Genomic DNA, 14,829 nt, shown 5'->3' with positions numbered 1-14,829 from the left:
GGCTCAATCAGTTTATGGATATCGCCCTGTTCGTAAGATGTGTCAAATAATCGATTCGTGGCGGTGGCTATCACGGCAAGGAGCGGCGTGTGGTATTGCCATTCATGTCGCTCGGCTAATGCGCGTGCGAACATTATTGCGCGAACGTTCCCGGTGGCTCTTGGCGCGGTGGTGCTGGTAATTTCTTGCTCTGCGCGCTCAACAAGGTGTCGGATCAAAACCGACGCCAAGACTTCCTTTTTGGCGTAGTGCCGAGCGCCATCTGGATCGTTAAACTCTTCTGCCACATAAAAACCAGAAAAGTTTTTTCCGTCGAGGTAAATCACGTGGCAATCCAGGCCATTTTCGTCCAGCACACTGATTAGCCGATCCGCAGCCTTCATAATTTTTTTTGTTAGGTTTTTTTGTTTTCGTGGCGACAAATAATGATAATCAGGATAGTTCGCCGCATGCTGTACGGCTCCGAGGAAGGACGTCACCCACAGATCATCGTCCCCTACCTTGCGGCGCTCCAGCGCCTTCCACATGCGAATGCACTCACGATCGTCGCTAGCGAGTTTTTCAAGGAAGGGCAGGTATCCGTCGCGATCGTAACCCCGTAGGCGGCTGCGAACCCGCGAAACGTCGTCAGGCAGTGGCATTACGCCCCATACGTGTGCCCCTATTAAGGAGAGCGCGCCAGCCGGGTAGGGTGCCCGGGTGTCCCCCGTCGTGTAAGGCGCGACCCTACGCTATGCTACGCCAGCCGGATCACTTTCGCGCCGGCCCTCAAGCCATCCAGGTAATCGGCCCACTGTTGCATCATTTTGCGGCGCTCCGGCAGGTGCGACGTGCGGTTGTACGCGCGGCCTAGCGGGTCTCTTACCGCATGCGCTAGCTGGTGCTCGATCAGATGCGGTGGGATGTTCAGTGCTTCATCCAAGATCGTGCGGGCCATCGCACGGAAGCCGTGGCCGCACATTTCAGTGCCGGCATAGCCCAGGCGCCGCAACGCGCTGTTGACGGTGTTTTCAGACATTGGTCGTGTGATAGTACGCAATCCTGGAAACACGTAATCAGGTATGCCCTCGCGCTTGGGCGCGCCGGTCAGCAGTTGCAGATCGCGCAGGATCGCGACGGCTTGATGCGCGAGCGGCACCAGATGCGGCTGCTTTGTCTTCATACGATTCACCGGAATGCTCCATGTGGCGGCGTCCAGATCGAACTCGGCCCATTCGGCCTTGCGTAGCTCACCGGGACGCACGAATACCAGCGGCGCAAGCTGTAGCGCGCACTTGGTTACATACGCTCCTTCATACCCACCGATAGCGCGCAGCAGCGCGCCTACGGCCTTCGGTTCTGTGATGGCGGCCAGGTGGTTTTCTTTTACCGGCGCCAGCGCCCACCGCAGATCGGCGGACGGATCGCGCTCGCAGCGGCCGGTGGCAACGGCGTACCGGAATACCTGCCCGCTGTTGCGCAGCGCACGGTGCGCGGTTTCGATCGCCCCCCGGCTCTCGATTCGCCGCAGTACGGCCAGCAGCTCAGGCGCCGTAATGCATCCAATCGGCCGCGCGCCCAGCCACGGAATCACGTCCCGCTCTAGCCGCCGGATGATCTTGCTTGCGTGTCCCACAGCCCACGTCGGCGCCTGCTTGGTATACCACTCGCGCGCCACCGCTTCGAAGCTGTTGGTGTCGCCGCGCGCGGCTTTTTCAGCCTTGCGTGCTTGTCCAGGATCGATGCCTGCGGCCACCTGCCGGCGCGCCTCGTCTCGGCTGGCGCGCGCCGCCATGAGCGTCACCGTGGGGTACGTGCGCAGAGCCAGTCCACGCTCTTTTCCGCCGTAGCGGTACTTGAGCCGCCAGCATTTGGTGCCGTTTGGCTTGACCAGCACGTACAGGCCGCCGCCATCGAATAGCTTGTATTCCTTGGGTCGTGGCTTGGCGGTGCGAACAGTAGTGTCAGTCAGCGGCATATGGGGGTATCGTCCCTGTTGGTATCCTCGATGACCCAAAAAATACCCCAGCATATAGGGGGATGTCAATGAATCAGTGCGGACTAACGCGGACACTCAGGCAATAAAAAAGCCCGCAATTTCGCTGGCTTATGGACTTCTGCGGACTTCGGCGGATGGTTGGATGGTGGCTATGGGTGGACTCGAACCACCGACCCCAGCATTATGAGTGCTGTGCTCTAACCGGCTGAGCTACATAGCCGCGAAAAAAGATCGTCACGATACAAAATACCCACGGCGCCCGCAAGCCGCGCATGCGGATGACCAGTGCAGATGACGCGTTCAGACATTGAAGCGAAAATGCACAACGTCCCCTTCACGCAAAATGTAGTCCTTGCCCTCCAGCCGCCATTTGCCCGCTTCCCTTGCGCCATGCTCGCCACCCGTCGCGACGAAATCGTTGTAACCCACGACCTCCGCGCGAATGAACCCGCGCTCAAAATCTGTGTGAATGCGTCCCGCCGCCTGCGGCGCGGTGGCATTGCGCCAGACCGTCCAGGCACGTACCTCCTTGGGCCCCGCGGTAAAGAAGGTTTGCAGATCGAGCAGCGCGTAACCCGCACGGATCACGCGGTGTAGACCCGGTTCGGTCAAACCCATCGACTCCAGAAACTCGCCCTTGTCGGCGTCGTCCAGACGCGCGATTTCCGCTTCGATTGCCGCGCACACAGGCACGATTTGAGCCCTTTCATCCGCTATAGCCGCGTGCAGACGGTCCAGTAGCGGATTATCTTCGAAACCATCTTCGGGCACGTTGGCGATATACAGCATCGGCTTCATCGTAATCAGATGCAGGTCGCGTGCCGCGTGCCGCTCGTCCGCGTCCAGTCCCGCGCTGCGTGCCGGCTTGCCTTGATCGAGATGCGCTTGCAGCCTGCTTATCACGGCAGCCTGCGTCACCGCCGTCTTGTCGCCTGACTTGGCGATACGGGTCACGCGATTCGCGGCCTTGTCCAGCGTCTCCAGATCGGCGAGCAACAGTTCGGTGGCGATGGTCTCGACATCGGCGGCCGGATCGATCCGACCCGCCACGTGCGTTACGTTGTCATCCTCAAAGCAGCGCACCACCTGTGCGATGGCATCGGTCTCGCGGATGTGGGCCAGGAACTGATTGCCCAGCCCTTCCCCTTTCGACGCACCGGCAACCAGCCCGGCGATGTCCACGAATTCCATGGTGGTCGGCAAAATCTTCTGCGGCTTGACGATGGACGCCAGTTTGTGCAGTCGCTCATCCGGCACCGGCACCACGCCCACGTTAGGATCGATGGTGCAGAACGGATAATTTTCCGCCGCGATTTCGCCGCTGGTCAGCGCATTGAACAAGGTGGACTTGCCCACGTTGGGCAAGCCGACGATGCCGCATTTGAAGCCCATGAGTCGAAGCTAGGATGCGGGAGACGGCGTGTGCAACTGGTGCATGGCCTGCTCGAATTGACCGGCCGCCAGCATTGGCATGGTGGTCAGCGCCCGGTCCGCCGCGTGCATTATGGCCTCCTGCTCGCTATTGGCCGGCTTCGACAACACGTAATCGACAACGAGGTCGCTGTGTCCCGGGTGTCCCACACCCAGCCGTAACCGCCAGCAATCCGTGCTCAAATACGCGAACACATCGCGCAGGCCGTTGTGACCGCCGTGGCCGCCACCGCGCTTCAGCCGCGCCACTCCCGGTGGCAGGTCAATTTCATCGTGCGCGATCAGCATGCTGGATAACGGAAGCTTGTAGAAATTGAGGATGGCGCGCACCGGGCCGCCACTGCGGTTCATGAAGGCGCCGGGTTTGAAGACACGCACCTCGCGTCCATCCAGTGAAATCGGCGCAGCCTCGCCGTCGAATTTGCGTGCCGCCGCAAACCGGCCCCCATACGCTCGCACCAGCGCGTCCACAAACCAGAACCCGGCATTGTGCCGGGTCTGTTCGTATCTGGTACCAGGATTGCCCAGACCGACGATAAGCCGAACCGGGTCTGTCTCGCCAGCCATTGCTTAAAGCGCGCGCTCTATTTCTCGTCTTCGTCGCTGTCCTGTTCTTCGTCCACCGCGGCCGCCGGCGCTTCGGCTTCCTCGTCTTCTGCCTCCTCCACGCGCGGCGGATGGATGGAGATCACCGCGTAATCGTGCTCCTCGCCATAGCCCAGTTCGACTACTTCCACACCTTGCGGAATCTTGAGATCGGAGAGGTGCAGCGAGTCGTTCAAATGCAGGGCCGAGATATCGACCTCAATGAATTCCGGCAGGTCTTTGGGCAGACAGGAGACTTCCACATCCGTCTGCATGTGGCTCACCTCGCCATGCTCAAGCTTGACGCCAGGCGCAATTTCTTCGCCGAGGAAATGCAGCGGCACGCGCACGCGAATCTCCTCGTCCTCGCTCACTCGCTGCAAATCCATGTGCATCACCAGCGCGTTGGTTGGATGCCGCTGCAGGTCGCGCAGAATCACCCGCTCCGATGCGTCGCCGACGTTGAGCGTCAAGATGTGCGAGAAAAACGCCTCGCGGGCCAGATTCTTCTTCACCACGCGATATTCCATGGTGATGGGCAAGGGCGCCCTGTCGGCGCCGTAGACGATGCCCGGCACCAGACCCTCGCGCCGCAGGCGGCGCATCGCGTTCTTGGTCGAAGGTTTCCGCGGCCGCGCGTCCAGGGTAAATTCATCGCTCATACCAAACTCCTGATTTGCAAATTTTTGGGGCGCCGCATTTGTTTATGCCTGCTAACGGTGTTGATGACGCCGACTTGATTTATGCAGACAAACGGGCGGATCAGTCCATGAACAAAGTGCTGACCGACTCTTCAAGATTAATCCGCCGGATAGTTTCGGCCAGCATGCCGGCGATGCTCAACTGACGGATGCGCCCGCACGCGCGCGGCCTGTCGCGCAACGGAATGGAGTCGGTAACGACCACCTCATCCAGGCTCGAGGACTCGATATTCTCCACGGCATTGCCCGATAGCACCGGGTGCGTGGCATACGCCACCACGCTCTCGGCGCCATGGTTCTTCAGCGCATCGGCCGCCTGACAGAGCGTCCCGGCCGTGTCCACCAGATCATCCACGATAATACAGTTCTTGCCCTTAACGTCGCCGATAATATTCATCACCTGCGCCTCGTTCGGCTGCGGGCGACGCTTGTCGATGATGGCAAGCTCAGCGTGATCCAGGCATTTCGCAATCGCACGCGCGCGCACCACGCCGCCCACGTCGGGCGATACGACGATCTGGCTCGAATACTTCTGCTGCCAGATGTCGCCCAGCAGCACCGGCGAGGCGTAGACGTTATCGACCGGCACGTCGAAGAAGCCCTGAATCTGGTCGGCGTGCAAATCCACCGTCAGCACCCGGTCCGCGCCGGCGGTGGTGATCATGTTCGCCACCAGTTTGGCCGAGATCGGCACCCGCGCCGAGCGTACGCGGCGATCCTGCCGCGAATATCCCAGATACGGAATCACCGTGGTGATGCGGCCCGCCGACGCGCGGTGCAGCGCATCCACCATGATCAGCAATTCCATCAGATTGTCGCTGGTCGGCGCGCAGGTGGGCTGCAGGATAAAAACGTCCCGGCCACGCACATTGTCGCCAATCTCGACCTGCACCTCGCCGTCGCTGAATCGTCCGACCTGCGCCTTGCCCAGCGGGATGCTCAGATGATTGGCGATGTCCCGCGCCAGCTCCGGGTTCGCGTTACCCGTAAACACCATCACTCTGCTGTTTTCAGCCACGTTCTTTCCTGTCTTCACAGCGCCGGCGCCTGGCAAGCCTGAAAATGGCTGGGCCGGGAGGATTCGAACCTCCGCATGCGGGGATCAAAACCCCGTGCCTTACCACTTGGCTACGGCCCAATTGATCGACCCCTGAAATTGAGAACGTCCCCTGACGGTGATCGTCCCCATCAGCGAAGGCACTTTTAGCCTGCTAGCGTCGCGCGCGAGCCAGTCGGGTCTGCAATGGCGAGCGATTACAGCCTCTGGCGAAAAAACCGCGCCAGGCCGCGGGCGCCTGCGCGAGCACCTGCGCGGCCATCGTCTGCGTGTCGAAAGCGGCGAACACGCAACTGCCGGTGCCGGTCAACCTCGCTGACGAAAAATCGTTCAACCAGTCCAAAGCTTCCGCGACTTCCGGGTAGCGACGCCTCACCACAGCTTCGCAGACGTTGTCGCCCCCGGACGAGACAAAGTCGGTTATTGTGATTGGCGGGCAATTACGTGTCAATTCCGGCGCGCCGAAGACCTCAGTTGTCGCGATTGCCACGTCCGGCTTGAGCACAACGAACCAACACTCGGGCGGATCGATCGCTTGCAGCCGCTCCCCGACGCCCTCTGCCCAGGCCGCGCGCCCATAGACGAAAACCGGCACATCCGCGCCCAGCCGCAAGCCCAGCGACATCAACTCGTCGCGCGACAAACCGCAGCGCCACAGGTGATTCAGAGCCACCAGGGTGGTGGCCGCGTCCGAACTGCCGCCGCCCAATCCACCGCCGACGGGCAGGTTTTTTGTAATCTCGATATCCGCGCCGAGCGCACTGCCGGTCGCCGCCTGCAGCGCCAGCGCCGCCCGCACCGCCAGATCCTGTTCCGCGGGAATGGAGGCGATCGTGTTGACCCGCCTGATCTGGCCGTCAGCGCGCGGTTCGAAATGCAGCTCATCGCCGACGCTCAAGAACTGGAAGACAGTTTGAAGCAGATGATAGCCATCGGGCCGACGGCCGGTGATATGCAGAAACAGATTGAGTTTGGCCGGCGCGGGCCAGGGTGTGGACGCGCTTAACGCCATTGCGCCGACACGGCTGGTGTCTCCCATGCCTCGACCACCAGCTTTACGCGCAGTTCGTGACCCGCGACCGCAATTTTGCCCGGCAGCGCGACCGGTTCGGCGTCCTGGTAATGCTGATAATCGACGCTCCAGCCGGACTGCTCGAGGTGCTTGAGCCGCCCGCTGGAATCGAGTCTGCGCGTGGCCGCAAGCGCTTCGGAGTCCACTCGCGCGCCGGGCAACCCGCGCACCCAGTAACGCAGTCCCGACACCGGTAAGGCGAAGCCGAACAGTTGACGTGTCAGCGTTTCCGGCGAGGCGGCCCGGGCCGTGGAGCCATCGTGGCGGGTGAGCATCACGCGCTGATCATCGCCCTCGATGCGCGCGACCACGCGCCCGAACGAATCGCGCAGATCGATCGTAAATTGCTCGCCGCGCTGTTCCCAGCCAACACTGGCGAACCAGCCCTCCTCCGGGGTTTGAATGGAAAGTTTGCCCGTCATGCGCCACGCCGGCTGCCGACTCAGGATTTGCTGACGGTGCGTCCAGGAATCCAGCGGATCGGAGGCCGGCGAATCAGTTCGCGGTGCCGTGGCGCAGCCGGCCAGCACGAGCAGTCCGACCATTGCGACGATGACCCGCGTAGCGCTCAAGCGCAAACCCCGGTTGCCGCTCGCGGCGGAATCTGAGCAAACGGGCGCGATGCCTTATCCATCATCGACCTGGGCCGCAAACGATGTGGTCTCGGTGCGCGCTACTCGCCGGGCGACAACTCGTCAACGGGCGTAGCGATCGCGCAGTTCCAGCAGATATTCGTGCTCCGACTCCTTGGTCAGCGCCTCGCGCAATACCGAACGCGCCTCGTCTTTTTGTCCCCGCGTCCACATCACTTCGCTGAGATGGCCGGCGATTTCGCTATCCGGCAACAACTTGAAGGCGCGACGCAGATAGTGCTCGGCCCGCGCGTAATTGCCCAGCCGGAAATGCGCCCACCCCATGCTGTCGATGACCGCCGGATCGTTCGGGCGCGCGGCAAACGCGCGCTTAATGTATCCCAGCGCCTCCGGCACGCGCTCGTTGTGATCCGCGAGCGTGAATCCCAGCGCGTTTAGCGCGGTGGCGTTATCCGGGTCGGCATGCAGGATCATACGCAAATCAGCCTCCAGGCGGTCTATCCTGCCGATTTGTTCGGCCATCAGCGCGCGCGCGTACAGCAGATCGCTGTTGCCGGGATGTTCAGCCAGCGCCTCACCGAACAGCTTGATGCCCGCCTCGTGACGTCCAGCCTCGCGCAATAACTGACCCTCCGCCAGATACAACTGTACGACATTGACGGGCTCGCGCTCGGCCAGACGCGCCTTGCGAAGGTACTCGCGACCCTCCTCAAGGTCCCCGCGCTGCCCCAAGATCGTCGCTGTGCGCGCCCGCGCATCGATCCGGAACTGACCGCGCCTGACCTGACCATACCAGCGAAGCGCTTCATTGAACTGCTTGCGCTCCTGCGCGACGCGGCCCAGATAATAGCGGGCCTCGTTAACCCGCCGGCCGCTGTCGTTCAGGCGCTGAAAATATTCGCCGGCGTGCGCGTAATTACGCTCCTGCAGATTGAGCAGGCCGAGGGTGTAAAGGAGTTCGGGATCTTGCGGGCGCTCGTTAAGCAATTGGCGGAACTCCGCGCGTGCTTCACCGAAACGTTCCATCTGCACCAGCATCTTGGCGAACGCCAGCCGCAGTTCATCGTCATCGGGCGTGGCGCCCACGGCCTTGCGCATCTCGCTCGCCGCCTGCGCCGTCTTGCCCGATCCCAGCAATGCGCGCGCACGCACGGCCCTCGCGTCCGTGAGAGCAGGGTCCAGCGCCAGGGCTCGCGCGGCGGCCGCCGCGGCCTCGTCGTTCTCGGCGGCGCTCAGCGCCAGGTTGGCATAAGCAAACTGCGCGAGCGGCTCGTCAACATGGCGTTCGACCAGCATACGCATGGCGGCGAGCGCCGCGTCGGAATCCTGCTCCTGCGCCAGAGTCGCGCCGATCAGCATAAATCCATTGCCGGCGGCGCCTGGCGCGCGGTCGATCAGATACTCGAGATGCGGCATGGCGGCGCGCGGCTGCCCCGCGCGCGTGTAAAGCACGGCGAGCGTCTGACGCGCCTCGGGATCGGACGGTGTAAGATTCACCCAGCGAAGCGCCGCCTCCCGCGCGCTCACCTCGTCATCCGCATATAAGGCGATGCTGGTGGCGCGCGCGGCGACTTGAGGATCATCAGTCATCCGCAAGGCATTGAGATAATGCGTCACCGACTCTTCGAGATCCCCGTAATGACCGGCAATTTCGCCGGCCATGAGCTCGTACATCAGGTCCGCCGACGCCGCGCGCGAGACCCGTGCATCGTCCGCTTGCGCCGCCGCGAACGCGGCATCACTCTCGATGCCCGCGCAACTGGCCGTGAGCGCGGCGGCGAGCGTTGCTAATCCAATACGGATCATATGACTCCACAGATTACGTTGCTGCATCACGCTTGTTGCTTCCGTGAACTCGTTGAAACAAGAACGCAACAAGCAGCACCCCAGCGCGCCTGCGCGACGACGGAAGTATTGGCCTACGCGCGGGGACGCGGCAACCCTGCATACGCGGTCAAGATACTGCCAACCGAGGGGCCGCGCCAACTGGCGCGCCGAACAACCGGCTTGCGCGGGTTCGCTTACCCTGCCTTGCGCAGCGAAGATCATAGTAGCCATGTTAAACGCCGCGATCTAGCCGCGACCTGTTAAGGCTAATCCCGAAGCACGTACGCACCTTACCGGCGTGGTTGTTTTCCCCGTGCGCATGGCTCAGAATCATTCTGCTAGCATTTCAGGTTTGCAGATACCGCGTGCCCCGCCAGCTTAAATGTCGCTTTGCACTATCGGAATCAACCATACCACAGCACCAGTCGGCATTCGTGAGCAGGTCGTCTTTCAGCCGGAGCGGCTTGACACGGCCTTGCGTGAGCTCAGACAGATCGATGGCGTAGACGAGGCGGCGATTCTTTCGACGTGCAACCGCACGGAACTCTACTGCCATCTGCGTCATGTGCAGCCAAACGAAGATATCATCGGCTGGCTTAGCGCGTATCATCGTTTCGACCAGCACACGATTCGGCCGTTCCTTTATCATCATCTGGATCGCTCGGCAGTGCGCCATGCGTTGCGCGTGGCATGTGGCCTGGACTCGATGGTGCTTGGCGAACCCCAGATCCTCGGTCAGCTCAAAGGCGCTTATCAGGACGCTAACCGCGCCGGCACCTTGGGCAGGCAGCTGGGTCGCCTGTTCCAGCACGCGTTCGCGGTCGCCAAGCGGGTTAGAACCGATACGGCGATAGGCGCGACTCCGGTGTCGATCGCCTTTGCCGCCGTAACGCTCGCAAAACAGATCTTCGGCGACCTTAACCCTCAAACGGCGCTCCTGATCGGCGCCGGTCAGACCATCGAGCTGGTCGCGCGCCATCTCGTCGGCGGCGGCATCGGCCGGATCATCGTCGCCAACCGACATGCGGAGCGCGCGAAGTCGCTGGCGGCGCAGTTCAGGGGCGAGGGCATCGGCCTGACCGAGCTCGCCGAGGCGCTGCCCGCCGCCGATATCGTCGTCTCGTCCACCGCGAGTCCGCTGCCGATTCTGGGCAAAGGCATGGTCGAAAGCACCTTGAAGCAGCGCAAGCATCGGCCGATGTTCATGGTCGATCTGGCCGTGCCCCGCGACATCGAGCCGGAAGTGGGGTCGCTGGACGACGTTTATCTGTACACCGTGGACGATCTCGAGCAGGTTATCGGGCAGAACATGACTTCTCGACAGGAGGCCGCGGCGCAGGCCGATCAGATCATCGATGTGCAGGTCGAAACCTTCATGGGCTGGCTACGCGCGCAGGGCGCGGTGGGCGCCATACGCGCGTACCGCGATCGCGCGGAACTGCGAAGGACCGCGACCCTCGCGCGTGCGCGGCGCATGCTCATGCAGGGCAAGTCCCCGGACGAGGCCTTGCAGTATCTGGCCCACGCCTTGTCCAATCAGCTCACGCACGATGCCACGCACGCGCTCAACAAGGCGGGGCGCGAGGGCCGTTACGATCTGCTGGAGGCGGCGCGCATTCTCTTGCAACTGCCAGATGACGATGTGTGACCCTTCGGTGCTGAGAAACTATCTGGTGAGAGACCAGCTTGCGGCGCACCGATCCGGGGCGTTCGCAGCGCTGGAGGCGCGTCGTCGGCACGCATGACGCCTTCCATCCAGGCCAAGCTGGAAGATCTGGTCGAGCGCCACGCGGAGATCGCGCGCCTGATCTCGGAACCCGATGTGCTGGACGACCAGGATCGCTATCGCAGGCTGTCGGTCGAGTACGCCCAGCTGGATGAACTCGCCGCCAGATTCAGCGAACATCGCGCGGCGCGCGGCGAGCTGACCGCACTGGAAGAGCTGCTGAGCGACGGCGATCCGGACATCAAGACAATGGCGCAGGACGACGCGCAGCACGTCGCCGCCCGGCTGGAAGCGCTGGAACTGGAGTTACAGAAACTGCTGCTGCCGGTCGATCCGCATGATCGCAACAACGTATTTCTGGAAGTTCGCGCCGGCACCGGCGGCAATGAGGCGGCGATCTTCGCCGGCGACCTTTACCGCATGTACGCGCGCTTTGCCGAGCATCGCCGCTGGACGGTCGAGATACTCACCGCGAGCCTCGGCGAGCACGGCGGCTACAAGGAACTGATCGCCCGCATCAGCGGGCAAGGCGTTTATGCGCAACTGAAATTCGAATCCGGCGCGCACCGCGTGCAGCGCGTACCCGAGACCGAATCGCAGGGCCGCATCCACACGTCGGCGGCGACGGTGGCGATAATGCCCGAACCCGACAAGCTCGAAGAGATCGAGATCAACCCTTCCGACCTGCGCGTGGATACCTATCGCGCCTCCGGGGCGGGCGGCCAGCACGTCAACAAGACCGATTCCGCCATACGCCTGACGCACTTGCCGACCGGCATCGTGGTGGAGTGTCAGGACGAGCGCTCGCAACACAAAAACCGCGCGCGCGCGATGTCGTTGATGCAGGCGAAACTGAACGACGCCGAGCGCTCACGAGCGGACGCCGAACGCGCCGCGACGCGGCGCAATCTGGTCGGTAGCGGCGACCGCTCACAGCGCATCCGCACCTATAATTTTCCTCAAGGTAGAGTCACGGACCACCGCATCAATCTCACCTTGTACAAGCTCGAAGAGATCATGCAGGGTAACCTGGAGGAGATCATCGATCCGCTGATCCGCGAACATCAGGCCGACCTGCTGGGTGAGCTGGATTAAGGCCGATGTCCACTGAACATCGGTCCCAGCGAACGGCTCGCCAGGGAGGGCGAGGCCGGGGCTTCAATAGCCCACACAGTCTCGCCATGGACGGCAAGCAAGCGCCTCACCCCCTCTGCTTTGAACATCCACGTTCGGAGCGGCGACAGACTATTCGAGGGATCTTGTGCGAGTCGCGGGCTGAGCTGGCGCGGCTCATCCGCACGCCTGAGCTAGACGCCGATCTGCTGTTGGCGCACGCGCTTGAGCGTGACCGCAGCTATCTGCACGCGTACCCGGAAGCGACGTTGAACGAGGCGCAACGCCGGCATTTCGATAACCTGGTGCAACGCCGCGCGCAAGGCGAGCCGCTGGCCTATATCCTCGGCTTCAAGGAATTCTGGTCGCTGAAGTTGCGTGTAACGCAAGATGTGCTCATTCCCCGTCCGGAAACCGAATTACTGGTCGAACTCGCGCTCGCGCGAATTACCGAACGGGCAGAGTGGAAAGTCGCGGACCTCGGCACCGGCAGCGGCGCCATCGCGCTTGCGATTGCCAAAGAACGTCCCAGGAGTCGAGTGACGGCCACCGATATATCTGAGACGCCGTTAGCTGTCGCCGCGGACAACGCGCAGCAGCTAGGCATTACGAATATCCGGTTTCTCGCAGGCGACTGGTTCGCGCCCTTGCGCGGGCGCTTTCATCTGATCGTCAGCAATCCGCCTTATGTGGAGGCCGAAGATCCGCACCTGCGAAATCCGGCGCTGCGGTTCGAACCGCGTCAGGCACTGATCAGCGCCGAACGCGGACTTGAGGATCTGAAGTGTATGGCGCGAGGTGCGGGCGTCTATCTGCGTCCCGGCGGATGGCTGCTGGTAGAACACGGCTTCGAGCAGGGCGAGGCCACTCGCGAGCTGTTCGAACGATCGGGCTTTTCCGGAGTGAAAACATATCGAGACCTCGCGGACCGGGAGCGGGTGACACTGGGATTTCACGAGACGGATTCAGCCACGCATGACCACACCACTTGCCGAACTTCTGCGACTGCGTGCGCTACCGCCAGACGTACAAGAGATATAAACCGACCCCGCCACAGCTGTCAAATTGCTTGTTGAAAGCCGCCATTGCGGCTTTGACGTCTTGTATCGGGACACGATGCCCAGCGCAATTAATCGTAAACCCGCTGCTATAGATTCGGCGATGCGATTATGAATGTCCTTAAAGAAATTCTTGAATGGTCGCAAGACCGCCCGGCATGGCAGCGCGACGCGCTGCGCCGCCTTGTGCTGAATGGCGAGCTGTCCGACGATGATATCCGCGATCTGAGCGACATCTGTAAGAGCGCGCACGGCCTGGCCGGCCAAAAGGATGTCGTTTCACTGGCCGCAGATCACATACTCGACACGGGCGCGGGATCGGGGCAAGTTATACTGCTGTCGATTTTTCATCACCGCGGCGTCAACGCGCTGGCTGAGGACCAGACGCTGAGGTTCGTGCCCAGCCTCACCGTGGTTTATGGCGACAATGCAGCGGGCAAGACCGGGTACATTAGGATTCTGAAGAGCGCGTGCCGCGCAAGGGGAACTGAGGAAATTCTGGGTAACGTTGTGTCTGGCAGCACTCCGCACAAGCCCGTAGTGGCAATCAAGTACAAAGTCGGGGACGCGGATGCGCAGGAATGGACGGGGCGAGTCGAAGACGAACCCATCTCCCGCATCAGCGTTTTTGACAGTCAGTGCGCCGCCGTCTATCTCACAGAAAAAACCGATGTCGCGTTCCGGCCCTTTGGGCTGGACCTCTTCGACAAGCTCGTCAAGGCGTGCCGATCGGTGCGATCACAGCTGGAGAGTGAACAGCGTTCGCTGGGTTTGAGCGCGATCCCGGCTTTTGAAGTACCGGAAGGAACGACTGTCGCAAAGCTCCTGGCCGGATTGTCTTCGCTGACGAACCCGGAAGCCGTGAAGTCTCTTGCGCTCCTGTCACCGGACGAGGAGTCTCGCCTTGCGCTATTGGATAAGTCGCTCCTGGACTTACAGGCGAACGATCCCGAGAAACTGGCACGGCAACTCACGCTGCGTGCCGGGAGGGTCCGCACCCTTACCCGGCATCTGAAAGATGTAGAGGCGGCGCTGTCGGATGATGCCGTGTTCGGCGCGTTCGAGGCGCGGAGGGAAGCCGAGCGAAAGGGCGAAGAAGCGCTACGCCTGCGGACTGCGACGTTTCCAGAAGGGCTGTTCACGGGAACGGGATCGGAGCGCTGGTCGCACCTTTGGGAATCGGCCCGTCAGTTCTCGGAAGAACTGGCTTATCCCGGGCAAGCGTTCCCTGTCGTGGACAATGGTGCGCGCTGCGTGCTGTGCCAACAGGAACTCGATCACGCCGCTAGTCAGAGGCTCAGGCAGTTCGAAGCGTTCGTCATTTCGACAACGGAACGGGAACTCCGGGAAGCCCGGGGAAAATTTGCACGGCTGCAAAAACCTTTCGCCGATCTCAAGACAACTAACGACAGTGCCAACGAGGCAGTCAAGGAAATCCGCATCGAGCACGAGTCCCTGGCGGACAAAATATCCGGTTCTCTTGCCGCGAGCGAAACACGAAGACAGATCGTCGCCGAGGCGCTGTCTTCGGGGCAGGAGAATCCTTCCGCTCTAGCAGCCAGTCGGACTTTCGCAGGTTTATCCGACGTGGATTTGTACGAAGATAGCGGAGCCACAGTAGCGAGGGGAAGCGATGACACGATTTATCACGATTGACCGCGATACGGCGTATCTGCTGCCGCCTTCGG

Annotated in this window: 13 protein-coding genes and 2 tRNA genes; 4 read left to right on the top strand and 11 right to left on the bottom strand. The window is 61.8% G+C overall.

The window, feature by feature from the left end:
- The 11 genes from H0V34_12280 to H0V34_12230 all read right to left on the bottom strand — a co-directional run.
- Positions 1 to 641, bottom strand: a 641-nt coding sequence (locus H0V34_12280; GenBank protein MBA2492432.1) for a hypothetical protein, incomplete at its 3' end; no start/stop codon positions are given.
- A 95-nt stretch (positions 642 to 736) separates the two neighbouring features.
- Positions 737 to 1,957 (bottom strand): integrase arm-type DNA-binding domain-containing protein, encoded by a 1,221-nt coding sequence (locus H0V34_12275; protein MBA2492431.1) that lies wholly within the window; start codon positions 1,955 to 1,957, stop codon positions 737 to 739.
- Between the two features lie 164 nt (positions 1,958 to 2,121).
- A tRNA-Met gene (locus tag H0V34_12270) sits at positions 2,122 to 2,198 on the bottom strand.
- 80 nt (positions 2,199 to 2,278) lie between these two features.
- Complete coding sequence (ychF, locus tag H0V34_12265; protein ID MBA2492430.1) at positions 2,279 to 3,370, bottom strand: redox-regulated ATPase YchF; 1,092 nt, start codon at positions 3,368 to 3,370, stop codon at positions 2,279 to 2,281.
- Positions 3,371 to 3,379: 9 nt separating this feature from the next.
- Entirely contained in the window at positions 3,380 to 3,976 is a 597-nt protein-coding gene (gene pth, locus H0V34_12260) for an aminoacyl-tRNA hydrolase (protein ID MBA2492429.1), read from the bottom strand.
- Positions 3,977 to 3,993: 17 nt separating this feature from the next.
- On the bottom strand, positions 3,994 to 4,656 hold the full coding sequence (locus H0V34_12255; GenBank protein MBA2492428.1) for a 50S ribosomal protein L25/general stress protein Ctc: 663 nt from the start codon (positions 4,654 to 4,656) through the stop codon (positions 3,994 to 3,996).
- Positions 4,657 to 4,756: 100 nt separating this feature from the next.
- Positions 4,757 to 5,692 carry a ribose-phosphate diphosphokinase gene (locus H0V34_12250; protein ID MBA2492427.1) on the bottom strand — a complete coding sequence of 312 codons (936 nt, stop codon included), beginning with the start codon at positions 5,690 to 5,692 and terminating at the stop codon, positions 4,757 to 4,759.
- A gap of 66 nt (positions 5,693 to 5,758) precedes the next feature.
- Positions 5,759 to 5,833 (bottom strand) — tRNA-Gln (locus tag H0V34_12245).
- 73 nt (positions 5,834 to 5,906) lie between these two features.
- A complete protein-coding gene (gene ispE, locus H0V34_12240; GenBank protein MBA2492426.1) occupies positions 5,907 to 6,764 on the bottom strand; it encodes a 4-(cytidine 5'-diphospho)-2-C-methyl-D-erythritol kinase in 858 nt (285 codons plus the stop codon).
- Positions 6,755 to 7,396 carry an outer membrane lipoprotein LolB gene (gene lolB, locus H0V34_12235; protein MBA2492425.1) on the bottom strand — a complete coding sequence of 214 codons (642 nt, stop codon included), beginning with the start codon at positions 7,394 to 7,396 and terminating at the stop codon, positions 6,755 to 6,757. The genes ispE and lolB overlap by 10 nt, the downstream gene beginning before the upstream one ends.
- A 123-nt stretch (positions 7,397 to 7,519) precedes the next feature.
- Positions 7,520 to 9,250, bottom strand: coding sequence for a tetratricopeptide repeat protein (locus tag H0V34_12230; GenBank protein MBA2492424.1), 1,731 nt, complete (start codon positions 9,248 to 9,250; stop codon positions 7,520 to 7,522).
- A 376-nt stretch (positions 9,251 to 9,626) separates the two neighbouring features.
- Between H0V34_12230 and H0V34_12225 the strand changes: the two genes are divergently transcribed.
- From H0V34_12225 to H0V34_12210, 4 genes are all read left to right on the top strand, one after another.
- The gene (locus H0V34_12225) at positions 9,627 to 10,892 is read left to right on the top strand and encodes a glutamyl-tRNA reductase (protein MBA2492423.1); all 1,266 of its coding nucleotides are present in this window, start codon (positions 9,627 to 9,629) and stop codon (positions 10,890 to 10,892) included.
- A gap of 93 nt (positions 10,893 to 10,985) precedes the next feature.
- Positions 10,986 to 12,065, top strand: a complete 1,080-nt coding sequence (gene prfA / locus H0V34_12220) for a peptide chain release factor 1 (GenBank protein ID MBA2492422.1) — start codon at positions 10,986 to 10,988, stop codon at positions 12,063 to 12,065.
- Positions 12,066 to 12,151: 86 nt separating this feature from the next.
- A complete protein-coding gene (gene prmC, locus H0V34_12215) occupies positions 12,152 to 13,159 on the top strand; it encodes a peptide chain release factor N(5)-glutamine methyltransferase (protein ID MBA2492421.1) in 1,008 nt (335 codons plus the stop codon).
- Positions 13,160 to 13,252: 93 nt separating this feature from the next.
- Positions 13,253 to 14,797 (top strand): hypothetical protein, encoded by a 1,545-nt coding sequence (locus tag H0V34_12210; GenBank protein MBA2492420.1) that lies wholly within the window; start codon positions 13,253 to 13,255, stop codon positions 14,795 to 14,797.
- Positions 14,798 to 14,829: the final 32 nt, after the last annotated feature.

This window comes from Gammaproteobacteria bacterium, from assembly GCA_013696315.1.
Taxonomy (GTDB): domain Bacteria; phylum Pseudomonadota; class Gammaproteobacteria; order JACCYU01; family JACCYU01; genus JACCYU01.
This window is presented reverse-complemented; position numbering and strand designations above follow the sequence as displayed.